Annotated in this window: 23 protein-coding genes; 7 read left to right on the top strand and 16 right to left on the bottom strand. The window is 66.5% G+C overall.

Annotation, left to right across the window (positions count from 1 at the left end):
- Positions 1-22: 22 nt before the first annotated feature.
- Positions 23-337 (top strand): hypothetical protein, encoded by a 315-nt coding sequence (locus ACZ1I2_RS21000; RefSeq protein WP_465175960.1) that lies wholly within the window; start codon positions 23-25, stop codon positions 335-337.
- 157 nt (positions 338-494) lie between these two features.
- On the opposite strand, the gene ACZ1I2_RS20995 is transcribed toward ACZ1I2_RS21000, so the two are convergent.
- The 4 genes from ACZ1I2_RS20995 to ACZ1I2_RS20980 all read right to left on the bottom strand — a co-directional run bounded on the left by ACZ1I2_RS20995 (position 495) and on the right by ACZ1I2_RS20980 (position 3,370).
- Positions 495-1,658, bottom strand: coding sequence for a saccharopine dehydrogenase family protein (locus ACZ1I2_RS20995; protein WP_465175961.1), 1,164 nt, complete (start codon positions 1,656-1,658; stop codon positions 495-497).
- A 140-nt stretch (positions 1,659-1,798) separates the two neighbouring features.
- On the bottom strand, positions 1,799-2,071 hold the full coding sequence (locus ACZ1I2_RS20990; RefSeq protein ID WP_465175962.1) for a hypothetical protein: 273 nt from the start codon (positions 2,069-2,071) through the stop codon (positions 1,799-1,801).
- Between the two features lie 146 nt (positions 2,072-2,217).
- On the bottom strand, positions 2,218-2,667 hold the full coding sequence (locus ACZ1I2_RS20985; RefSeq protein WP_465175963.1) for a hypothetical protein: 450 nt from the start codon (positions 2,665-2,667) through the stop codon (positions 2,218-2,220).
- Positions 2,668-2,698: 31 nt separating this feature from the next.
- Entirely contained in the window at positions 2,699-3,370 is a 672-nt protein-coding gene (locus tag ACZ1I2_RS20980) for a glutathione S-transferase family protein (RefSeq protein ID WP_465175964.1), read from the bottom strand.
- Between the two features lie 57 nt (positions 3,371-3,427).
- Here ACZ1I2_RS20980 and ACZ1I2_RS20975 point away from each other — a divergent pair, with 57 nt between their 5' ends.
- Positions 3,428-3,880, top strand: a complete 453-nt coding sequence (locus ACZ1I2_RS20975; protein WP_465175965.1) for a MarR family winged helix-turn-helix transcriptional regulator — start codon at positions 3,428-3,430, stop codon at positions 3,878-3,880.
- 304 nt (positions 3,881-4,184) lie between these two features.
- On the opposite strand, the gene ACZ1I2_RS20970 is transcribed toward ACZ1I2_RS20975, so the two are convergent.
- The 3 genes from ACZ1I2_RS20970 to ACZ1I2_RS20960 form a co-directional block, all read right to left on the bottom strand.
- The gene (locus ACZ1I2_RS20970; RefSeq protein ID WP_465175966.1) at positions 4,185-4,898 is read right to left on the bottom strand and encodes a hypothetical protein; all 714 of its coding nucleotides are present in this window, start codon (positions 4,896-4,898) and stop codon (positions 4,185-4,187) included.
- A 96-nt stretch (positions 4,899-4,994) separates the two neighbouring features.
- The gene (locus tag ACZ1I2_RS20965) at positions 4,995-6,434 is read right to left on the bottom strand and encodes an FAD/NAD(P)-binding protein (protein WP_465175967.1); all 1,440 of its coding nucleotides are present in this window, start codon (positions 6,432-6,434) and stop codon (positions 4,995-4,997) included.
- A gap of 1 nt (position 6,435) precedes the next feature.
- Entirely contained in the window at positions 6,436-8,238 is a 1,803-nt protein-coding gene (locus ACZ1I2_RS20960) for an ABC transporter transmembrane domain-containing protein (RefSeq protein WP_465172246.1), read from the bottom strand.
- Positions 8,239-8,405: 167 nt separating this feature from the next.
- Here ACZ1I2_RS20960 and ACZ1I2_RS20955 point away from each other — a divergent pair, with 167 nt between their 5' ends.
- Positions 8,406-9,635 (top strand): polyhydroxyalkanoate depolymerase, encoded by a 1,230-nt coding sequence (locus tag ACZ1I2_RS20955; RefSeq protein ID WP_465175968.1) that lies wholly within the window; start codon positions 8,406-8,408, stop codon positions 9,633-9,635.
- 11 nt (positions 9,636-9,646) lie between these two features.
- Here ACZ1I2_RS20955 and ACZ1I2_RS20950 read toward each other — a convergent pair whose 3' ends face one another.
- From ACZ1I2_RS20950 to ACZ1I2_RS20940, 3 genes are all read right to left on the bottom strand, one after another.
- Complete coding sequence (locus ACZ1I2_RS20950; protein ID WP_465181522.1) at positions 9,647-10,555, bottom strand: glucokinase; 909 nt, start codon at positions 10,553-10,555, stop codon at positions 9,647-9,649.
- Between the two features lie 181 nt (positions 10,556-10,736).
- On the bottom strand, positions 10,737-11,915 hold the full coding sequence (locus ACZ1I2_RS20945; RefSeq protein ID WP_465175969.1) for an acetyl-CoA C-acyltransferase: 1,179 nt from the start codon (positions 11,913-11,915) through the stop codon (positions 10,737-10,739).
- A 147-nt stretch (positions 11,916-12,062) separates the two neighbouring features.
- Positions 12,063-12,521, bottom strand: coding sequence for a MaoC family dehydratase (locus ACZ1I2_RS20940; RefSeq protein WP_465172250.1), 459 nt, complete (start codon positions 12,519-12,521; stop codon positions 12,063-12,065).
- 297 nt (positions 12,522-12,818) lie between these two features.
- Here ACZ1I2_RS20940 and ACZ1I2_RS20935 point away from each other — a divergent pair, with 297 nt between their 5' ends.
- Positions 12,819-13,313: a hypothetical protein gene (locus tag ACZ1I2_RS20935; protein WP_465172251.1), complete on the top strand. Its 495-nt coding sequence runs from the start codon at positions 12,819-12,821 to the stop codon at positions 13,311-13,313.
- Between the two features lie 46 nt (positions 13,314-13,359).
- Here the strand turns inward: ACZ1I2_RS20935 and ACZ1I2_RS20930 are convergent, their stop codons facing one another.
- The 3 genes from ACZ1I2_RS20930 to ACZ1I2_RS20920 are packed head-to-tail and all read right to left on the bottom strand — an operon-like array spanning position 13,360 to position 15,987.
- Positions 13,360-13,731, bottom strand: a complete 372-nt coding sequence (locus ACZ1I2_RS20930; RefSeq protein ID WP_465172252.1) for a nuclear transport factor 2 family protein — start codon at positions 13,729-13,731, stop codon at positions 13,360-13,362.
- Complete coding sequence (locus ACZ1I2_RS20925) at positions 13,728-14,981, bottom strand: mechanosensitive ion channel family protein (protein WP_465175970.1); 1,254 nt, start codon at positions 14,979-14,981, stop codon at positions 13,728-13,730. The genes ACZ1I2_RS20930 and ACZ1I2_RS20925 overlap by 4 nt, the downstream gene beginning before the upstream one ends.
- Positions 14,982-14,985: 4 nt before the next feature.
- A complete protein-coding gene (locus ACZ1I2_RS20920) occupies positions 14,986-15,987 on the bottom strand; it encodes a DNA topoisomerase IB (protein ID WP_465172254.1) in 1,002 nt (333 codons plus the stop codon).
- Between the two features lie 123 nt (positions 15,988-16,110).
- On the opposite strand from ACZ1I2_RS20920, the gene ACZ1I2_RS20915 reads away from it, so the two are divergent.
- A complete protein-coding gene (locus ACZ1I2_RS20915; protein WP_465175971.1) occupies positions 16,111-16,974 on the top strand; it encodes a hypothetical protein in 864 nt (287 codons plus the stop codon).
- A gap of 2 nt (positions 16,975-16,976) precedes the next feature.
- Here ACZ1I2_RS20915 and ACZ1I2_RS20910 read toward each other — a convergent pair whose 3' ends face one another.
- Together ACZ1I2_RS20910 and ACZ1I2_RS20905 are read right to left on the bottom strand one after the other, a co-directional pair.
- Entirely contained in the window at positions 16,977-17,288 is a 312-nt protein-coding gene (locus tag ACZ1I2_RS20910) for a hypothetical protein (RefSeq protein ID WP_465175972.1), read from the bottom strand.
- Positions 17,285-17,464: a hypothetical protein gene (locus ACZ1I2_RS20905; RefSeq protein WP_465172257.1), complete on the bottom strand. Its 180-nt coding sequence runs from the start codon at positions 17,462-17,464 to the stop codon at positions 17,285-17,287. Before ACZ1I2_RS20905 ends, ACZ1I2_RS20910 begins: the two co-directional genes overlap by 4 nt.
- A 112-nt stretch (positions 17,465-17,576) precedes the next feature.
- On the opposite strand from ACZ1I2_RS20905, the gene ACZ1I2_RS20900 reads away from it, so the two are divergent.
- Positions 17,577-18,191, top strand: a complete 615-nt coding sequence (locus ACZ1I2_RS20900) for a S24 family peptidase (protein WP_465175973.1) — start codon at positions 17,577-17,579, stop codon at positions 18,189-18,191.
- Between the two features lie 10 nt (positions 18,192-18,201).
- Here the strand turns inward: ACZ1I2_RS20900 and ACZ1I2_RS20895 are convergent, their stop codons facing one another.
- Complete coding sequence (locus tag ACZ1I2_RS20895; RefSeq protein ID WP_465172259.1) at positions 18,202-18,381, bottom strand: hypothetical protein; 180 nt, start codon at positions 18,379-18,381, stop codon at positions 18,202-18,204.
- A gap of 143 nt (positions 18,382-18,524) precedes the next feature.
- On the opposite strand from ACZ1I2_RS20895, the gene ACZ1I2_RS20890 reads away from it, so the two are divergent.
- Positions 18,525-20,507, top strand: coding sequence for an autotransporter assembly complex protein TamA (locus ACZ1I2_RS20890; protein ID WP_465172260.1), 1,983 nt, complete (start codon positions 18,525-18,527; stop codon positions 20,505-20,507).
- The last annotated feature ends 5 nt before the right edge of the window (positions 20,508-20,512 follow it).

Here is a 20,512-nt window from a genome sequence, read left to right as displayed (position 1 = left end):
CTTACGTCATTGGGGAACGGGCATGGGCGGGGCAACGGCAGCGGTGGCGGCAGCGGCGGCACGGGCGCGACGCAGGGTCATCTCGCACTTCATGTCGCGCAATGCGATATCGCCGGACAAGGCGGTCAGCTTCACCCCGGCGCGGCGGATGGAGGAGAAATTCTTCGACCGCCTGCGCGAAAACGGCGTGATCGCGCCGGCGAAGAACGGGACCTGGTATCTCGATGTGCCGAAGCTGGATGCGTATCAGCAGGGCCGGCGGAAAAAGCTGGGCATGGCGCTGGCCGGCCTTGCCGCGGCGCTGGCGGCGGGCGTGGGGATCGGGCTGCTCGGCTAACTTAATTCCTCCCCGAGCTTGCTCGGGGAGGGGGACCGCCCGCTTCTTCAGCGGGTGGTGGAGGGGCTTGGAGCGGGGGACCGACGTTCCGCACTCCAAGCCCCTCCACCATTCGCCGGAAGAGGCGAATGGTCCCCCTCCCCGTTCCGGGGAGGATTTAGCCCGCCCGGAACGTCAGCCCCGCCTTCGCCTGCAGCCGCTTGACCAGCACCTCGCCGAGCAGCGCGCCCGGCGTCCAGATACCGCCTTCACCCGCCACGTCCTGCACCAGGCAGAGCGCCGTCTCCGCGATCATCTTGCTGGTCGACCCGTATCCGGGATCGCGGTCCCCGGTGACGACCGAGTCGATGCGCGAGCCGTCGGGCATCTCGCCGATGAACAGCACGTCGAAATAGCCGTTGTCGCGCTCTTCCTTCGACGGGCCTTCGCCGGGTTTCGGGCCCTTGTCGCTGGCCATCGGGTTGAATTTCGCGATCGCCTCGGCCGCCGCCTTGCCGATATCGCCGAGCCCGGCAACGATCATCTCGTCATAGACGAAGTCGGCACCGTACGCCTCGCCGAGCAGGAAATTGGTGCGGTGGACATTCTTGGTGTTGATCGGCGCCATGATGAAGGGGGCGACCCAGGCCTCGATCGTCTTGTCGTAATCGGGCAGCAGCCCGCGCGGCTGGCTCGGTCCCTGGAAGCCGGGGGTCAGCGAGAAGGGGTTGGTCAGCAGGCCGAGGATCGACGGATCGCGCGCCGCGGCGGCGAGCGTGGCCTTGAGGCTGGCGGCGGTACCGCCGGAAAAGGTACCGACCATCTTGCGCACCCGGCATTTCACGCGCGGGGCGGGCTTGCCGTATTTGCGCTTCGCCGCGTCCTGCAGGGTGAGCACGCCGAGGTCGAACGGGATCGAATCGAAGCCGCAGGAAAAGACGATGCGGGCGCCGGTGCGCTGTGCGGTTTCGTGGTGGGCGTCGATCATGTGGCGCATCCAGGCCGGCTCGCCGCACAGATCGACATAGGCAGTGCCGGTCTCCGCGCAGGCGGCGACCAGATCGCTGCCGTAGAGCTGATAGGGGCCGACGGTGGTGAGCATCACCGTGGTGCGCTCGCACAGGGCCTTCAGGCTGGCGGGATCGTCCGAATTGGCGGTGAGCAGGGGCATGTCGGCGGGCGCCCCGATCTCGTCGCGGACCTCCTGCAGCTTCGACAGCGACCGGCCCGCCATCGCCCAGCGCGGCGCGTCGGGGCCGGGATAGGCCTGGATCAGATATTCCGCGACGAGGCGTCCGGTGAAGCCGGTGGCGCCGTATACGATGATGTCGAAGTCGCGCATGTCTCACTCCCGTCGTCACCCCGGACATTTTCCGGAGTCTGCCTGTTCCCAGGCGCGATCGGAGTGTGCGGCAGGGCAGATGCCGGAACAAGTCCATCCTGAACGTGTCCCGCGCCGCCAAAAGCTGCCGCGGATTCGGGCTATCGATCAGCCGCCCGGAGGACCGCTGTAATGCCAAGCGATAGCATCTCGCCTGCCAGCCACCGGGCTTCGGCGTGCGTGCCTGCGAATAATTCTGGCGAACGTGTCCGCGCGGCGGCTTGCGCCAAGGTCAGGTTGAGGCTTTCCCTGAGCACCATCGCGACTTTCACTCGATCCGGCTCTTCTGCCGTCACGACCCAGCGACCCTCCGATGCCAGCAAGACATCGCGTATTTCAGCTGGCGTGGAACCGATGCCGTTTTCACCTTGCATGCAATCCTCGCCATCTTCCTCCGTGGCGGGGGCGTGGGGGCATCGTGTCGAGCGATGCCATCTTAGTTGGCCGTTAATCACCGATTGGCCGACCTGGACATGATCTTCCTCACCGCAACGGGGACAGGGGATGGACGCTCCCCCGCTCATTCGCTACCAGTCCCGCCTTCAGTCTTGCGGTCGCGCTTCGGATGGGGGTTGGCAGAATAGCTTGCACTCTGCGTGTCGGCATATTCTGGCGGTAGTATGAATTTGGTCTTCCGGTCATAGAGCCGGTCACCGGCTATCGCGTATCGCCGGAGGCTCAGCACCAGACGCCAGGACCAAAAGCCGAGGTAGGCTGCGATGGTCAAGATCGCAAACCACCACGACCAGCGTGGCAGGCCAAGCCAATCGCCGACGATACCGATCACCAGCGGGGAGAAGGCAAGGTAAAGCGATGCCGAGCCACCGCGAGTCCCTTGGCGCCAGATCCTGTCGAGATCACGATCCAGCCATTTTATAAAAGCGCTCAGGCTCGGCATCTCGATCTCAGGCCCTTGTCCAGCACTGAGGATCATGTTGCGACAGAGATGATGCCGGGACAAGTCCGGCATGACGACTATAGGGTCGCGACGAGGGGACGCCTCAGGCCGGCACGGGTTCGGGCGCGAAGGAGGCGAGTTGCGCGTTCAGCGCGCGCTTGAAGGCGGGGCGCGCCATGCCGCGATCGCGATAAGCGACGAGGTTGGGGAATTCGGCCAGCAGCGCGTCGTCCGAAACCTCGCGCAGCACCGTCGTCATGATGATGTCGGCAGCGCTGAAACTGCCTTCGAGATAGTCCTTCTCACCCAGCCAGCCCGACACGCCTGCGAGCCGCCCGCGCAGATTGTCGATCACTTGTGGCCGACGCAGCTTGCCCCATTCGGCGTCCGGGTTGAACGTGTCGATATTGACCAGGTCGAACACGAACGGCTCGACGCTGTTGAGCGCGGCGGTGACCCAGGTGAGCACGCGCGAGCGGCCCGCCGAGTCCGCGGGCATCAGCGCCACGGAACGCTCGGCGATACGCAGCACCATCGCGCCGCTTTCGAACATCTGCACCTCGTCGTCGCGGTACGCCGGCACCTGGCCGAAGGGCTGCTCGCGGCGGTAATCCGCGCCCTTGGCCGTTTCGAAACCGATCAGCCGCTCGCAATAGCCGATGCCGGCTTCCTCGCACGCCCAGCGCGGCCGCAGATCCCGGACGAAGCCGCGCGCGAAGTCCGGCACCCAGGCAAAGCTGGTAATCTCGATATCGGCATTGGGATCGATCGGCATGGGGCATCCTCTCACGAAGCACTTGACAGAATCAGTTGATATCAACATAAATGCGTCATGTCAAAGCCTGGTCCGGTATCCGTCGATCAGACGCATTTCGTGCGCGATCACTGCCTGTGTCTGGCCACCCAGCGCGCGGCGCGTTCATTGTCCCGGCGGTTCGACGAAGCCTTCCGGTCGTTCGGCATCACCAGCGGCCAGTTCTCGCTGCTGAACGCGCTCAACCGGCCAATGCCGCCGTCGCTCGGTTCGGTCGCCGACCTGCTCGCGATGGACCGCACCAGCCTCACCGCCAATCTGAAGCCGATGCAGCGTGACGGGCTGGTGCGCGTCGAGGCCGATCCGTCGGACCGCCGGATCAAGCGGCTGGTGCTCACGGCGGCGGGGCGGGAGGTGCTGGCGGAAGCGATGCCGGTATGGACCGGCGTCCATGGCGAGATCGAGAGGGGGCTGGAGACGCGTGCCGCCAGTGGCGACGCGCTTCGCATGGGCCTCGGCGCGCTGCTGTGAGCCTCATGGGCAGTTGTTGGAAATTATCAGCGCGGTGCCTCGCGACGGGCGCTGTCCGCGGACACGAAAATCTAATTAAATATTTGAAATACATTGATATTGTAAAAGAAGCTCGACGATTGTGGCGGGAGATATGGGACAAGCCGGTGTCCCATATCTCCCGCCATTCGTCTTCAGGGTCTTGTCGGCGTTGATTCAATCATGACCCGGTATCTGGCATCCGAGCGCTTGCCGGATCCGCGCCGGCTCGCTCTTTCTTATGGTCGAAACAGTTGGGCTTCGGGCGCGAAAACCGCGCCCGATGTTATTTCGCCGTCTTGAATATCTTCTTGTCGACATATTCGAGGAAGTCCTTGGAATAGGCCTCGCGCAGCTCGAGCTTGGCCGGCTCCACCTTGTCCTCGGACTTGGCCGGGAAATCCTCGAGCGGATTCTTCACGGCTCCCGGCGCGGTTTTTATGGCCTTCCCGGTCGCGGGGAATTCGCGATAGATCCATCCGCCGAACAGGTTGCTGCCGTACATCATCGCCTTGTGGTAGAAGATCATCGTGCCGATCAGTTCGGCATAGCAAGGCGCGGTCGAGGCCGAGAGGCGTTCGCCGGATTTGATCCTGGCGTTCATCGCCTTGGTCTTGGCCTTCAGCTCGGGATTGTTCTTGAGGTCCTCGTTGAACGGCGTCGGTTCCTCGACGACGATCCGATAACCGTCCAGCTTCAAGGCCTTGGCCAGGCCGATCTTGTTCAGCTCCTCCATCTGGACATCGGGACCAAGATAGTCGCGCATGAGGTCCTTGACCGTCTTCACCCGTCCATCATGCGCCGCGATGTCGGCGACGGCGCCGACCAGTCCAAAACCCGACAAAAGCCCGGTGTTGATGCCCAGATAGTTCTCGGTCGGCCAGACATGCAGCTCGCAATCCTGTGCCTTCGGGGCCGCCGCGGCCTCCTGGGCATGCGCAGGCATTGCGATGAACAGCGCAGCCGCGCACGCGGCCGCAAGATGCGGATATTTCGACATGGAAACACGACCCCCTATGCCGGCCTTCCACTCCCGAAAGCCGTCGTGGAAGAAGCATAGCAATCGAATATGGCGGTTGAAAGCGCCAGCCGCGGCTTAGATACCCGATCCAAGATCCAGGAAGTCGCCGGCGCTGAGATGCGCGGCGGCAGGGTTGGCGAGGTGTCCGACCAGCCGGTCGACCTGGACCGCGATTTCCGGAACGGCGGTGATCTCCCACCATTGCGGGCAGGTCAGCGCGCCGAGCGCGAACAGCCAGGTCGAGGCGCGGCGATCCGAGTCGAGCAGGGCGCAATTGTCGGTTTCGAGGCCGAGGCCGAGCGCATCCGGCAAGGCAAGACCCTGGTCGCGCAGGTCGGCGAGGAGGGGGATGGCGATCGCGCCCGCGTCACGGCGCGGGCCGGTGCAGTTGACCACGCGAGCGGCGGTGAAGCGACGCTCGCCGCCGCTGCGAGCGGCGAGGGCGACCTCGACCTTGTCTCCGACCAGGCGATAGCCGCGCAGGCGCGCCGGCAGGATCTCGAGCCGGCCACGCGCGGTCTCGGCGTGGAGCGCGTCATGGATGCGCTGCGCCATGCGGTGGCGGTGGACGTCCCAGCGGGTGCGGAGATGGCGGAGGAACTGGCGCTTCTCGCGCGTGGACCAGCTGCTCCACACCGCCGGAATGGCGGGGCGGGCGGCGTCGAACACGCGCTGCCACGGGATGCCGCGCCCCCCGGCGGTGGCGACCTGCTCGCGGATCAGCCGCATCAGCCGGCGCGGCGAGGCGGGCAGGGCCGCTTCGAGGAAGGCCGGCCAGGCGCCGCCGGCCGCGTGCACCTGGGGCAACAGGCCCCGGCGCGAAGTGGCGAGGATCGGGCCGCGATGGCCGGCGGCACTGAGCTTCAGCACGATATCGACGGTCGTGAGGCCCGTGCCGAGCAGCAGCACGGAATCGTCGGCCGCAAGCCCGTCGAACGCATCATGCGCCCAGGGGTCGGGCACGAAGCCGGGGCTGTCATAGAACCATGAGTCCGGCCCGCCCGGTGCGCGCGGGGCGAGATTGCCGGTGGCAAGCACCACGGCATCGACAGGGATCTCGCGGCCGTCGCTCAGCCGGACGGTGCGATCGGGTCGGGCGAGCACGCGGACCGCTTCGCCGCGGACCAGCGACAGGCCGGGCCCGTCGCCGGTGACCAGCGCCGCCTCCAGCCGCTCCTCCAGATAGGCGCCGAACAGCGCGCGCGGCACGAACACGCCGTGCAGGTCGCCGCCGCTTTCCGCCATGCCGGTCGAGAGAGCCTCCCGGGCGTTCGGGTTCGCCTGCAGCCAGTCAGCGAAACCGGGTGTGAGCCCGACTTCCATCCGGCTGATCGGCACGTTGAGCAGATGCTGCGGCGAGCATGCGCCATAAGCGAGGCCGCGGCCGATCCGACGCGTCGCTTCGATCACCACCACCCGGAAATCGGGGCGCGCGGCGGCCAGCTTCAGGCCGAACAGCGCGCCGCTCATCCCGCCGCCGATCACCGCGACGGTGTGGACAGTCGGTCTGCTCAAGCTACGCCGCCTCGCTGAACTGCAGGCTGGCAAGCCGCGCGTACAGGCCGTTCTGGCCGATCAGCGAGCCGTGGGTGCCGCTTTCGACGATCTGCCCCTCGCTCATCACGATGATCCGGCCGGCGGCGCGGACGGTGGCGAGGCGATGCGCAATAACGAGCGTGGTGCGATCTTCCATCAGCCGCTCCAGCGCTTCCTGCACCAGCCGCTCGCTCTCGGCGTCGAGCGCGCTGGTCGCTTCGTCGAGCAGCAGGATCGGCGCGTCGCGCAGGACGGCGCGGGCGATCGCCACGCGCTGGCGCTGGCCGCCCGACAGGCGCGCGCCGCCTTCGCCCATGAAGGTGTCGAGGCCCTGGGGCAGCTTGCGCAGGAATTCGGCGGCATTGGCGATCTCGGCGGCGGCCCAGAGCTCGTCGTCGCTTGCCTGCCATTTGCCGTAGCGCAGATTGTCCCGGGCCGAGGCGCCGAAGATCACCGTTTCCTGCGGCACCATCGCGATGTGGCGGCGGATATCGGCGGGATCGGCATCGGGCAGCGGCACGCCGTCGAGCAGCACGCGGCCGGCATCGGGATCGTAGAAACGCTGGATCAGCTGGAACAGGGTGGTCTTGCCCGCCCCCGACGGGCCGACCACCGCGACGGTCTCGCCCGGAGCGATCGCCAGGGAGAAATCCTGCAGCGCGGAGACTTCGGGCCGGGTCGGGTAGCGGAAGGTGACATTGTCGAACTCGATCGCGCCGCGCGCGGTCTCGGGCAGGGCGACGGGATGCGCCGGCGCCCGGATCTCGGGGACTTCGTCGAGCAGTTCGGCGAGGCGGCCGGCGGCGCCCGCGCCGCGCAGCAGGTCGCCATAGACTTCAGTCAATGCCCCGAACGCCCCCGCGACCAGGCCGCCGGTCAGCACGAACGCCGCGATCGATCCGCCGCTGATCCGGCCGGCGGCGACGTCGACCGCGCCTTCCCACAGCACCATGGTGATCGACCCGAAGATCAGCCCGATCACGATCGCGGTCATCACCGCGCGCAGCGCGATGCGGCGCTTGGCCGCGGCGAAGGTGGCGGCGACGGCAGTGCCGAAGCGGGCCGCCTCGCGATCCTCCTGGCCAAAGGCCTGCACGATCTTCATCGCGCCGAGTGTCTCCGAGGCGATCGAGCCGACATCGGCGACCCGGTCCTGCGAGGTGCGCGAGAAATTGCGCACGCGCCGGCCGAGCAGCACGATCGGCATGATGATGATCGGGATGCCGAGCATCAGCATGCCGGCCAGCTTGGGCGACAGCGCGAACAGATAGATCATGCCGCCGACGCCGGTGAAGCAGTTGCGCAGCGCGACCGAGACGGTGGTGCCGACCACCTGTTCGATCAGTGCGGTGTCCGAGGTCAGGCGCGAGGAGATTTCCGACGGCCGGTTCTCCTCGAAGAAGCGCGGCGCGAGAGTCAGCAAATGACGCTGCACGGCGGTGCGGATATCGGCCACGACTCGCTCGCCCAGCCAGGAGACATAATAGAAACGCACCGCCGTCGCGAGGGCGAGCACGACCACGATCATCAGCAGATAATGGAAGGAATTGGTGACCGAGCCGTCGGCGCCGGGGCCGAAACCGCGATCGATCACTTTCTTGAAGCCGTATGGGATGGCGATCGTCGCCGCCGAGGTGACGAGCAGGGCCAGCAACGCTGTGACGATCTGGCGCGGATAGCGCGAGGCGTGCTGCCACACCATCCTGAGATTGCCGAGCTGGCGCCGCGATTCGGCGGGCTTCGCGACGGAAACGGCGGGTGACGCGGGTAGTGGCTCAGCCATGCCGGCGGAGTAGGGCCTGTCCTCCGCCTCCGCAATGGGCGAGAAAGCGATGCGGGTGACCCGCTCCGGGTCGCGGACCCAAATAGTATGTCCGTTTCGATTGCGTATGCTGCGCTGCACACCTATGCATTGATCCGACAAACCAGTTTTCCGATATTGGGTACGCAATGCTCTACGACGCCTATGAAATGCAGAAATCGATGCTGGCGGGCGCCAGCGCGATGGCCAATTTCGGTGCAGGAATGCTGTCGAACCCGGCCAATCCCTTCGCCTATTTCGGTGGCGGCTCGATCGTCAGCTCCGCACTGGAAGTGTTCGCCCATGCGTCGGCGCCGCGCGGCAAGCCGGCCTTCGGGCTCGATCACACCATCATCGACGGCAAGCAGGTCGACGTTGTCGAGGAGATCGCGCTGCGCAAGCCGTTCGGCCAGCTCAAGCATTTCGTGCGCAAGGGCGTGAAGGGCGGCCCCAAGCTGCTGATCGTCGCGCCGATGTCGGGCCATTACGCCACGCTGCTGCGCGGCACGGTCGAGCGCATGCTCCCGGTGGCGGATGTCTATATCACTGACTGGCGCGACGCGAAGCTGGTGCCGCTGAGCGACGGCAGCTTCGATCTGGACGACTATATCGATTACATTATCGAGTTCATGGAGCATGTCGGGCCCAATGAAAAAGAGGGGGGCTCGCACATGCTCGCGGTCTGCCAGCCTTCGGTGCCCTGCTATGCCGCGGCCTGCCTGATGAGCGCCGACAAGAATCCGGCGCGGCCAAAGACCCTGACCATGATGGGCGGCCCGATCGACACGCGCGAGGCGCCGACCGCGGTCAACACCCTGGCGACCGAGCGGCCGCACAGCTGGTTCGAGAACAATGTCATCGCGACCATCCCGGCGACCTATCCGGGCGCGGGACGGCGGGTCTATCCCGGCTTCCTGCAGCTCAGCGGGTTCATGACGATGAACCTCGGCAACCACATGATGTCGCATTACGAGATGTTCAAACATCTCGTGCAGGGTGATGACGACAGCGCCAACCAGACCAAGGATTTCTACGAGGAATATCGCTCGGTCTGCGACATGACCGCTGAATTCTACCTCCAGACGATCGACGTGGTGTTCCAGGACCATTCGCTGCCCAAGGGCACGATGACGCATCGCGGCCGCCCGGTCGATCCGGCGGCGATCACCGATATCGCCATCCTGGCGATCGAGGGGAAACGCGACGACATCTCCGGTCTCGGCCAGACCAGGGCGGCACTGAAGCTGGCGACGAAGCTGCCGGCGGCGAAGAAGAAATATCTGGTAGCCGATGCCGGCCATTACGGCATCTTCAATGGCGGCAAGTGGCGCAACCAGATCGCGCCGGTGCTGGAAGAGTGGATGGCGTCGAACGCCTGACGCCCGGGCCGCTAGTCGTTGTGTAGCGCGGCGGCGGCGCCCATCAGTTCCAGGTCGGAGCGGTTGACGATCGCGATCGGAACCTCGCCGAGCTGACGGCGAAAGGCGTCCTTCGCCTCGAGCCGGCTGCGGAAACGGGGGTCGCTCAACTGCACCTGCAACGCGCGCGGGATCGGCCCGGTCAGGTAGACGCCTTCCCACGCGCCATAAGCGAGTACCAGATCGCCGATGAACGCGCCGAGATAACCCGCGAACATCCTCGTCACCGCGGTCGACACCGGATCGCGGCCCGAGGACCGCGTCACCTCTTCGGGGCTGCCGATCGTCCTGCCGCCCTCGGCCAGCGCGGCATAGGCCGCGACCAGCCCGCCGGCGCTGAGCAGCGATTCGGCGCTGGCCGGGCCTCGCGCCCGGATGAAGGCCGCAAACTTCTCCTCGTCAGGGCTACCCGGCGAGAAGCCCATATGGCCAGCCTCGCTGGCGATCGGCTGGAGCCTGCCGTTCGATCCGGTGACCAGCGCGGCGACCCCGAGCCCGGTGCCGATGCTGAGCACGATATAATTGCCGCCGGGCTGGACCAGGCGCGTCGATTGCGCGCCGATCGGGGTGAAGGCGCTCTGGTTGAGGGTCGTCAGCGCCAGCGCGGTGGCGGCGCATTCGTTGAGTGCCTGGGGGCGCGACCGAAGCACTGCCTCGACGCCCGAGAGCGAAATATACCAGCGGCTTCCGGTGAGGTTGATCAGGTCGCCCCGCGCCGCGCCGGCCACCGCGAGCACGCTGGGCAGCACCGTATCGCGCTGATTGACCTCGGAAAGATAGGCGAGCAGCGCGCTGGTGAAGGTGGCATGTTCGGCGGTGTGATAGCTGCGTACGTCGCGCGGGGTGATGCCCACACCGCCGCCGGTCAGCGCAAATCGCACTGACTGTCGGCCGATATCAGCCACTAAACCAATTGCGTCGCCGGTCATCCGCCCCTCCATCGCCCTCCTGTCCGGAGGGGCAATCCTGTGAGCGGTACCATAGGGCGCGGGTGCTTACTCAGAAGCTAATGCGCTGCCCGGAAGTGGCGGGAGGGTGCCGCCCGGCACCCTCCCGGTCAGCTCACAGGACTTCGAACAGGCCGGCCGCACCCTGGCCGCCGCCGATGCACATGGTGACGACGACATATTTCGCGCCGCGGCGCTTGCCTTCGATCAGGGCGTGGCCGGTCGCGCGTGCGCCGGTCATGCCATAGGGATGGCCGATCGAGATCGCGCCGCCCGAGACGTTGAGCAGTTCATTGGGGATGCCGAGCTTGTCGCGACAATAGAGCACCTGCACCGCGAACGCCTCGTTCAGCTCCCACAGGCCGATATCGTCCATCTTCAGGTTGAAGCGCTGGAGCAGCTTGGGGATGGCGACGACCGGGCCGATGCCCATCTCGTCAGGCTCGGTGCCGCCGACGGCGATGCCGACATAACGGCCGAGCGGCTGGAGCCCGCGCTGCTCGGCAAGCTTCTCTTCCATCAGCACCGAGGAGGACGAGCCGTCCGACAGCTGGCTGGCATTGCCGGCGGTGATCGTCATGCCCGGCCCCATCACCGGCTGGAGCGCGCGCAGGCCCTCGATCGTGGTGTCGGCGCGGTTGCCCTCGTCCCTGGCCAGCGTCACTTCCTTGTAGGTGACTTCCTTGGTCTCCTTGTTGACCACCGCCATGGTCGCGGTGACCGGCACGATCTCCTTGTCGTAATAGCCGGCGGCCTGGGCGGCGGCGGTGCGCTGCTGCGACTGGAGCGCATATTCGTCCATCACGTCGCGGCTGATGCCGTAGCGCTTGGCGACGACCTCGGCGGTGCCGAGCATCGGCATGTAGATGTCCTTGTGCATCGCGACGAGCTCGGGGTCGGGCGCGACGTTCATCTTGGGCGTCTGGACGAGGCTGATGCTCTCCACGCCGCCGCCGATGGTGATGTCCATCTGGTCAGTGATGATCTGCTTGGCCGCGGTCGCGATCGCCATCAGGCCCGACGAGCATTGGCGGTCGATCGACTGGCCGGCGACGCTGACCGGCAGGCCGGCGCGCAGCAGCGCGGTGCGGGCGATGTTGCCGGCCTGATGGCCCTGCTGCAGCGCGCAGCCGAACACCACGTCGTCGACCTCGGCCGGATCGATCCCGGCACGCTCGACCGCTGCCTTGATCGAATGGCTGGCAAGGGTGGGCGAGGGGGTGTTGTTGAACGCGCCGCGATAGGCGCGGCCGATGGGAGTGCGGGCGGTCGAGACGATGACGGCGGAACGCATGGGTATTCCTCTTCTTCACTCCCCTCCCGCTTGCGGGAGGGGCTGGGGTGGGCGCCCGGCCTGAGCGGGCGATGACGGTGCGGAGAGCGGGTGCCCACCCCCCGACCCCCTCCCGCAAGCGGGAAGGGGGAGTTCCAGGGGAGAAAGTTAGACGAAAATCTGGGCGATCCATTCCGCGATCATCGCGGGCTTTTCCTCGCCCTCGATCTCGACGGTGAATTCATTGGTCTGCTGCCACTGGCCGGGGCGCTTCTCGATGAATTCGATCAGCTTGAACCGGCCGCGCACGCGCTTGCCGGAGCGGACCGGCTGGAGGAAGCGGACTTTGTTGCCGCCGTAGTTGATCCCCATCTTCACGCCCTCGATCTTCGGCGCGTCGGGCACCTTCGAGGCAAGCAGCGGCATCAGCGACAAGGTGAGGAAACCATGCGCGATGGTGCCGCCGAACGGCGTCATCGCCGCCATTTGCGGGTTCACATGGATGAACTGGTGATCGCCGGTCGCGTCCGCGAACTTGTCGATCATCTCCTGGCTCACCTCGACCCAGTCCGAGACCGTCTCGGTGCCGATGCGGCCCGCCATGTCCTGCGCGGTGATGGTCGCCATGATGTCCTCAGGGGTAGTTGGATGTGAAAACCCTCTAGGCACGCCGCCCCGGCCCGCGCAAGCCTCGGCTGACCGGAAACATTAATTGCGGCGATGACGTAGCGTCCCTGGCTCGCGAATCCGGCAACCGGCGCGGCGACAGGAGCGGACCCAAGCTTCTAAAAGGCGTAGCGCCGAATCGCACCCGTCGCAATTTCGTCGAATCCGTCGAACGCCGCACCGTCCCGACCGGGCTCTGCGATAGGAAGATTGCGACACCTCGCCGATCGCGAGGACCGAGATTTACGGAGCTCACAGATGATTTTCCACGTTTCGATCGATGCCGACAATCCGCAGCATGTCGCCAAGGTGATTGCCGAGCTGTGGGACGGCCAGGCCACGCCGTTTCCGCCCGTGATCGAGGGCAGCTGGGTCGCGATGGCCGGCGACGAGCGCAACACCATCATCGAAGTCTATCCGCGCGGCACCGAGCTGGTGCCGGCCGATGGCGACGCCGATTGCTATGGCGTAATCGGATCGCCGGATCGCCGTTCGGCGACTCACGTCGCCATCGCCACCCGCATGGGCGCGACCGACGTCTTCGCCATCGCCGAGCGCGAGGGCTGGCCCGCCAAATACCGCAAGCGCGGCGGCGCGTTCGGCGTAATCGAGTTCTGGGTCGAGGGCAGCCGCATGATCGAAGTGCTGACGCCGGTGATGCAGGACGAATATCTCGGCGCGATGACCGTCGGCAACTGGAACGCGATGCTCGCGTCGATTGCCATGAGCCAGCGCGTGCCGGAGATGGCGTAACCCCGAGTCCTCCCCGGGCTTGCCCGGGGAGGGGGGACCGCCGGCTTCAGATTTCCGGCTTCCTGGCGACGAATTCTCCGCTGCGATAGCTTTCGCCGAAATAGACATGGACGCTGTGGATCTGCCCATCAGAGACGGTCAGATATTCAGTGTTGCGGAATTGCTCGCCCGTATCGGCAGTGACGAGATAGGTGACGAACGCTCCTTCCGGATCCGGCGCGACCCGCTCGACCCGGAATTCGGCGAACCTGTCTCCATTGGGCCAGCACCGGTCGAAAAAGGCGGCGCGCGAAATGGCGTCGTCATAGGGGCTGGTGAAGGTGAAGTCGGGCGCGAGCAGCGCCTCGCTATCCTCGCGACGACGATCGCGGAACGCCTCATATTGGGCACGGACGATCGCTTCATGATCGTTGGTCATGGATGCGAATCCTGGTCGACGGCCGAGTGATTGCCCGACCGTTTCAGCTCGGCCGTGGTGCCGGGATCGTCAGCGATCGGCGCGGCATTCTCGCCATAGATCGGCCCGTCGGGATAGGGCGCGATCATCCCGCCGCGCGGTGCCGCGGTGAAGGCGGTCTGCGTGGGATAGGCGAGCTCGATCCCTTCCGCGTTCAGCCGTTTGATGATGCCGAGGCCGACGGCATGGCGGGCGGCGAAGAAATCCTCGAAGCTTGATGTCGGCGAATCGAATTCGACGTCGAAATCATAGCTCGCCTCGCCGAAGCCGATGAATCCGGCGCGGACGAACTTGCGGCCGCATCCCTCGATCACTTCCTCCAGGATGTCGGGCAGCTTTTCCATCTTCTCGACCGGCGTCCACTGCACCAGGCCGAGCTTGAACTGGCCGCGGCGATAGTCGCGCTGGCTGGTGTTCAGGATCTCCTTGTCGAGCAGGTTGCGGTTGGCGATGATCCGTTCCTCGCCGGTCGCGGCGCGGATGCGGGTCGATTTGAGGCCGATCGCTTCCACCGTGCCCGAGCTGGTGTCGTAGGAGATCGCGTCGCCGCGCCGGAACGGGCGGTCGAAAATGATCGCCAGCGCGGCGAACAGGTCGGCGAAGATGCCCTGCGCAGCGAGGCCGATCGCGATGCCGCCGACGCCGAGGCCGGCGACCAGGCCGGTGACGTTCACCCCGAGATTGTCGAGCACGACGATCAGCGCGATCGCGAACAGCGCGAAGGTCACGAGCAGGCGGATGATGCCCATCGCGCTGCCGATCGCCTCGCCCGAATAATGTTCGGAATGGGTGCGGTGCTCGATCGTGCCGAGGATGATCTCGCGCGCCCAGATCGCCGCCTGGAACACGGCCGAGACCGTGAACAGGAAAGTGATGGTCGTCGCCACCTCGTGCGGGGCATTGGCATAGCCGGCGACCAGCTTGGCCGCGACCATGACGATGAAAAAATTGCCGGTCTTGACGATGGCGCGGCCGAATACGGTGCCCCAGCCGGCCTGGCCGGGCCGGAGATTGCACAGCTTGTTGCCGAGCCGCCGCAGGAAATGCAGCACGACGACGATCACCGCCGCGGCAGCGACGGCGATGATGATCTGCAGCCAGTGAGTCTGAAACCAGATCGAGCTGGCGGTGAACAGGTCCTCGGCCTGATCCTGCACGTTGGACGCGGAAAGGACAGGCGACTGGGCCTGCGTGTTGTTCGTTACTGTCATGAAATCATGCTGCCTTGGCGGGCGTCGCGGCACCAGGGTTTTCGAGGAAATCGATCAGCCCGCGCTCGGCGCGCGACAGATATTGAGTCGATCGCGGCAGGGGCGTCTCGCGAAGCGCTGCCTGCCCGTCCTTCACCGCGGCGAGCAGCGCGGGGTGGACATAGGATTTGCGCGCGATGGCGGGCGTGTTGCCCAGCGCCTCGGTGACCGGCTCCAGCATCGTCTTCAGGCTGATGTCGTGGCCGGCCCCGGCCAGTGTCTCGAACGCGAGCACGCTCGCGCCCCAGGTGCGGAAATGCTTGGCCGAATAATCCTCGCCCATCGCCTCGCGGATATAGGCGTTGACGTCCGACGAGGTGACCGGATGCGCCTCGCCGGCGGCGTCGATCCAGCGGAACAGATGCTGGCCCGGCAAGTCCTGGCACTTCCTGACGAATCGGCTGAGCGAGCCGTCGGTGATGGTCAGCACGCGCAGCTTGCCCGACTTGGCCTTGTACTGCAGCTTCAGCGTCTTGCCGCGCAGATTGGCGTGGCGCTTCCGGAGCGTGGTCGCGCCGAAGCTCTTGTTCGCCTTCACATAGCCTTCATTGCCGATCCGGACATGGCCGAGATCGAGCAGGCGGACGATGGCAGCCACCGCCGTTTCCTTGTCGAGTCCGCGCCGCTTCAGGTCCGCCTCGACTCGTGCCCGCAGTTTCGGCAGGGCGCGGCCGAACGGCGCGCACAGCTCATATTTGGCGGATTCCTGGGCCTCGCGGAATTCCGGGTGATAGCGATATTGCTTGCGGCCCTTCTCGTCCCAGCCGATCGCCTGGATATGGCCATTGGGTTTCGGGCAATACCAGGCGTCGCGATAGGCCGGGGGCAGGCCGACCGCGTTCAGCCGGTCGATTTCGTCGCGGTCAGTGATGCGGTTGCCCTCGGGATCGAAATAACCCCAGCCATGCCGCATCTTCTTCCGGGTGATGCCGGGCTCGCTGTCGTCGCAATAACTGATCTTGGCCATAGGGCCGGAATGCGCGGGACGGGGGTGAGGTTCCACCGGGAGTTACCGGCGCAACAGGCCGGCGATGCCGGACGTTACGCTGGCGTTAACCAAAAACTCATAAAAGCATGCCATCCCGTACAGATGGTCGATACCGTGCGCCGCCAACAGCTGAACCTCCCGGTCGCGCCGCTCGCCGCGGCGGTGATCGGCGGCGGCGTCGCACTTGTCTTCGCGCTTGTCCCGACGCGCCTCATCGACCCCGGCATGATCGATGGCGGCCTCGCCGGCGCGAGCCCGGCCGGCGCGGTGCTGATCCTGATGGCCGGCGTCGCGCTGATCATCTGGTTCGGCCTGTTCCTGCTGGGCGACCGTGCGATCGTCGTGGAAAAATCGGCCGGCGACGACGCGCCGCCAGTGCTACGCCGGGCCGATGCCCATCCGGACGCGCCGGCGCGGCGGCCGCTGTCGGCCAGTCGCGAGCTGGGCACACCCTTTCTCGAGGTGCGCGCGCATCGCCCGGTCCGTGCCAGGGCGGACGTGATTGCCGCTGCCGCAGTCGACGGGGTGCCGGTGAAGGAAGCGGTCTTCGAACGCGCTCTGCCCGCCGATCTCGACCTGCCGCTGGCCGCCTATGATCCGGGCGCCATTCCGGCGAAGCCGGTCGACCGGCAGCCGTTCGAGCCCGGCCTACGCGTCGCGACCGCCGACCTGACGCAGCCCGTTCGCGCCGCGACGTTCGAGCCGGCAGGGTTTTTCCGCGCCAGGAACCCGTTCCGCCCGGTACCGCGCGGTCGCGACCGGCCTTTCGCACCCGCCCGGCCCTTTGCCTCGGCGCTGGTCGAGAAGGATCCGTCGGCCAGTATCCATGCGCTGCTCGATCGGCTCGAGCATAGTTTCGGCGGGCGCGAGACGATAGCACCGCCGCCGTCGCGGACGTTGCCCTATGATAGGGATTCGCTGGATCTGGCTTTGGGTTCGCTGCGGCGTCTCGGCAGCCGCGGCTGACTTTATTCTTCCACGGTCAGTGCTTCGATCGCGATCGTCGCCATGCCGTCGGCACGGGATATGCCGGCCACCACGATATCCGCGACCAGATGGCCGCGCAGCGGCAAATCCGCCTCGGGCAACGCCTCGAGCCATGCATCGAGGGCGGCCGAAGCGGGCGCTTCGAGCCCCAGTTCATGGCGCGCGCCGCTGAAGGTGGCGCTGGCCCAGCGCGTCCAGCCCGACTCGGTCATGCGCACCGGGCAACCGGCGCGCAGCGAATCGGCCTCCAGACTTCGGACGAGCAGCGTGGCTGCATCGGGGCCGCGGCTCATCGTTCGCGGCCCTGCGCGAGGAACGCCTCGATCCGCGCGATCACGCGTGGCCCGGGTTCCCGTCCGTTGCGCATGTCGCCGACCAGCCGCGGGTCGTTGATGGCGAGCCGCCCGAACCGCGTCGGCGGCATGCCCGTCCTCTTCAGATAGCGATTGATTCTTGCCAGCACCGACATCACAGCCCTTCCCGAGTCTCCTGGTTGTGTTCCCGGTCTGTTCCGTAATTTCCAACTTGTCTAGGAATTTTCCTATGCTATTGGAACGGGAATGGAGGCGTCTGATCCTCGCATGGCTCTGGACCGCCTCGTCGAGGCGAGCGGGGAAAGCTATGCCGCACTGTCGCGCATGCTCCACCGCAACCCGGCCTATCTCCAGCAATATGTGAAGCGTGGTACGCCGCGCTTGCTGGCGGAGCGCGACCGCAAGCTGCTCGCCGGCTATTTCCGCGTCGACGAGGCGGTGCTGGGCGGGCCCGAAACGCCCGCCATCCCGTCGGTCGCGCAGGTCCGGCGGCTCGACGTGGCGGCCTCGGCGGGGCCGGGCGGGCTGGCCGAGGATGACCGGTTGCTGGGCGGCGAGCTGTTCGACCCGCGCTTGCTGGCGTCGCTCGGCGTGCGCGAGGAGGAGAGCGCGGTGCTGCGCGCCCAGGGCGATTCGATGTCGCCGACGATCGAGGACGGCGATCGCATGCTGATCGACGAACGCGACCGGAAGGTCGTGGCGAAGGGCGGTATCTTCGTCGTCCGCATGGACGGCGCGTTGATGGTGAAACGGCTGGCCAGGGCGGGGGAGCTGATCGCCATCACCAGCGACAATATGGATTTCCCGCCGATTCCGTCCCGGGCGCCGGACGAGGTGGAAGTGCTCGGCCGGGTCGTTTGGCTGTCGCGCGCGCTGCGGTAATCCCGGCGGGCTAGCGCTGCAGGTTCAACAGCCACATCGCGATCGAGACGGCGATGCCGAGCCCGGTGCCGATCAGCAGCCCGGGGATCGGCGCGTACAGCAACTGGCCGATCACGGCGCCGCCCAGGGCGCCCAGCGCGATCAGGGCGCCGCCGGCAAGCGGGGTGCGGGTGGGTGGTTTGCTGGCCATGGCCCGCCTCTGCCATGTCCCGCCGCAAGACGCCAGCGTCCGGCCATGGGATCGGGCCACCGCCGACGCGTGATCGGCACCGCTCGGGGAGGTTGAGCGCCAAGCCACTGTCGCTGGGGGATTTGACCCGCTAGGACTGGGGCATGTGGTTACCCGTAAGGGCGCGTGGCACGGTGTTGTGTGCCGCCGCTGGTCTTTTTGTCTGCACCGCGCCCGGCGTTCATGCGCAGGATGGCGGCGCGGCGACCGCTTCCCAGACGCTGCCGCAGCAGCCCTCCGCGCTCGATCCGCAATCGCCGCTTGCACCCATGCCGGGTCTCGGTGTCGACTGGCCCGATCTCGATGCGGCCCCGCCCGAGCCGGTCGATCCGGCCGCGGCCGCCCAGGCCGAGATGACCGGGGAATCGCGCTACAGCTACCGCATCGAAGGCATCGACGCGGTAGCCAGTCCGTTGCTCCACCTGCGCTTCCTCGGGCTCTCCACGTTGAAGGCGCATGAGGGCGATCCGGCCAATGCCGCGCAGCTCGACCGGCGCGCGCGCGAGGATTCCACGCTGCTGGTGGGACTGCTCCGCGCAGAGGGCTATTATGACGCGCGGGTCTCCACCCGGATCGAGCGGGCCGCGGGCCGGCCAGTCGTAGTGCTCGATGCCGAGCCGGGCGTGATCTACAAGTTCGAGGGCGTTACCCTTGCCGGCGTCGCCGCCGCCGGCGACAAGGAACCGGGGCTGCGCGATGCCTTTGGCGTGAAGGCCGACGATGCGGTCAACGCCGACAGAATTGCGGCGGGCGAGGCGCAGTTGCGCACCGCGATCGGCCAGCAGGGCTTTCCCTTTGCCGAGATGGGCGAGCCCGAGATCGTCGTCGACCATGCGACTCACACCGCGACTCTGGCGATGACAGTCGACCCAGGCGGGCAGAAGCGCTTCGGTACCATCACGACCGCAGCCGATAACAAGGTGTTCGACGCAAAGCACATTCTGGAGATCGCCCGCTTCGCGCCCGGCGAACCCTATAATGCCGCGGCGCTTGAAGATCTGCGTCGCGCACTGATCCAGACCAGCCTGGTGTCCACCGTCGACATCAAGCCGGTGCAGAGCGCCGACCCCCAGGTCGTCGACATCAATGTCGGGCTCGCGCCCGCGCCGCCGCACACCATCGCCGGCGAGATCGGTTATGGCACCGGTGAAGGCGTACGCGCCGAGGCGAGCTGGACTCATCGCAACCTGTTTCCTCCCGAGGGCGCGCTGACCCTGCGCGGCGTGCTCGGCACCAAGGAACAGCTCGCCAGCGTCGTATTCCGCCGCAGCAACTTTCATGCGCGTGATCGGGTTCTGACCGGCCAGATCGTCGCCTCCAACCTGACGCGCGACGCCTATCAGGCGAAGACCTTTTCGATATCGGGCAGCCTGGAGAAGCAGACCAACATCTTCTTCCAGAAGAAATGGACCTGGTCGCTCGGCGCCGAGCTGGCCGCGTCGGACGAGCGCGACGTGATCCTGTCGACCGGCGCGCCGCGCCGCCGCACCTTCTTCATCGGCGCGCTGCCCACCACGCTCATCTATGACGGATCGGACGACCTGCTCAATCCGACCCGGGGGTTCCGGCTGGGGGGACGATTCTCGCCCGAGATTTCGCTCGAGGGATCGGCCTTCGGCTATGCCCGGATGCAAATCGACGCGAGCGCCTATCAGTCGGTCAGCGACCGGGTGGTGATGGCCGGGCGCATCCGGCTGGGCACGATTGCCGGCGCGCCGCGCGACGCGATCGCGCCGTCGCGGCGTTTCTATGCCGGCGGCGGCGCCTCGGTCCGCGGCTATGGGTATCAGAGCATCGGGCCGCGCGATCCGAACAATGCGCCGATCGGCGGACGCAGCCTGACCGAATTCGGCCTCGAGGCGCGGGTCAAGGCGTTCGGCAATTTCGGCGTGGTGCCGTTCCTCGATGGCGGCAACATCTACACCTCACCTCTGCCCAAATTCACGCAGTTCCGCTTCGGCACCGGCATCGGCGTGCGCTATTATTCAAGCTTCGGGCCGATCCGCATCGATGTCGGCACGCCGATCAACCCCCAGCGCGGGGATTCACGCGTCGCGGTCTATGTCTCGCTGGGACAGGCCTTTTGACCGAA

Source organism: Sphingomonas sp. BL-S-29 (assembly GCF_055521495.1).
This window is presented reverse-complemented; position numbering and strand designations above follow the sequence as displayed.

Excerpts from the sequence above, each read along its gene's own strand:
- ACZ1I2_RS21000 (WP_465175960.1), top strand. The coding sequence starts at position 23 with ATGGGCGGGGCAACGGCAGCGGTGGCGGCAGCGGCGGCACGGGCGCGA.
- ACZ1I2_RS20995 (WP_465175961.1), bottom strand. The coding sequence starts at position 1,658 with ATGCGCGACTTCGACATCATCGTATACGGCGCCACCGGCTTCACCGGA.
- ACZ1I2_RS20990 (WP_465175962.1), bottom strand. The coding sequence starts at position 2,071 with ATGCAAGGTGAAAACGGCATCGGTTCCACGCCAGCTGAAATACGCGAT.
- ACZ1I2_RS20985 (WP_465175963.1), bottom strand. The coding sequence starts at position 2,667 with ATGCCGGACTTGTCCCGGCATCATCTCTGTCGCAACATGATCCTCAGT.
- ACZ1I2_RS20980 (WP_465175964.1), bottom strand. The coding sequence starts at position 3,370 with ATGCCGATCGATCCCAATGCCGATATCGAGATTACCAGCTTTGCCTGG.
- ACZ1I2_RS20975 (WP_465175965.1), top strand. The coding sequence starts at position 3,428 with ATGTCAAAGCCTGGTCCGGTATCCGTCGATCAGACGCATTTCGTGCGC.
- ACZ1I2_RS20970 (WP_465175966.1), bottom strand. The coding sequence starts at position 4,898 with ATGTCGAAATATCCGCATCTTGCGGCCGCGTGCGCGGCTGCGCTGTTC.
- ACZ1I2_RS20960 (WP_465172246.1), bottom strand. The coding sequence starts at position 8,238 with ATGGCTGAGCCACTACCCGCGTCACCCGCCGTTTCCGTCGCGAAGCCC.
- ACZ1I2_RS20955 (WP_465175968.1), top strand. The coding sequence starts at position 8,406 with ATGCTCTACGACGCCTATGAAATGCAGAAATCGATGCTGGCGGGCGCC.
- ACZ1I2_RS20945 (WP_465175969.1), bottom strand. The coding sequence starts at position 11,915 with ATGCGTTCCGCCGTCATCGTCTCGACCGCCCGCACTCCCATCGGCCGC.
- ACZ1I2_RS20940 (WP_465172250.1), bottom strand. The coding sequence starts at position 12,521 with ATGGCGACCATCACCGCGCAGGACATGGCGGGCCGCATCGGCACCGAG.
- ACZ1I2_RS20935 (WP_465172251.1), top strand. The coding sequence starts at position 12,819 with ATGATTTTCCACGTTTCGATCGATGCCGACAATCCGCAGCATGTCGCC.
- ACZ1I2_RS20930 (WP_465172252.1), bottom strand. The coding sequence starts at position 13,731 with ATGACCAACGATCATGAAGCGATCGTCCGTGCCCAATATGAGGCGTTC.
- ACZ1I2_RS20925 (WP_465175970.1), bottom strand. The coding sequence starts at position 14,981 with ATGACAGTAACGAACAACACGCAGGCCCAGTCGCCTGTCCTTTCCGCG.
- ACZ1I2_RS20920 (WP_465172254.1), bottom strand. The coding sequence starts at position 15,987 with ATGGCCAAGATCAGTTATTGCGACGACAGCGAGCCCGGCATCACCCGG.
- ACZ1I2_RS20915 (WP_465175971.1), top strand. The coding sequence starts at position 16,111 with ATGGTCGATACCGTGCGCCGCCAACAGCTGAACCTCCCGGTCGCGCCG.
- ACZ1I2_RS20910 (WP_465175972.1), bottom strand. The coding sequence starts at position 17,288 with ATGAGCCGCGGCCCCGATGCAGCCACGCTGCTCGTCCGAAGTCTGGAG.
- ACZ1I2_RS20905 (WP_465172257.1), bottom strand. The coding sequence starts at position 17,464 with ATGTCGGTGCTGGCAAGAATCAATCGCTATCTGAAGAGGACGGGCATG.
- ACZ1I2_RS20900 (WP_465175973.1), top strand. The coding sequence starts at position 17,577 with ATGGCTCTGGACCGCCTCGTCGAGGCGAGCGGGGAAAGCTATGCCGCA.
- ACZ1I2_RS20895 (WP_465172259.1), bottom strand. The coding sequence starts at position 18,381 with ATGGCCAGCAAACCACCCACCCGCACCCCGCTTGCCGGCGGCGCCCTG.
- ACZ1I2_RS20890 (WP_465172260.1), top strand. The coding sequence starts at position 18,525 with ATGTGGTTACCCGTAAGGGCGCGTGGCACGGTGTTGTGTGCCGCCGCT.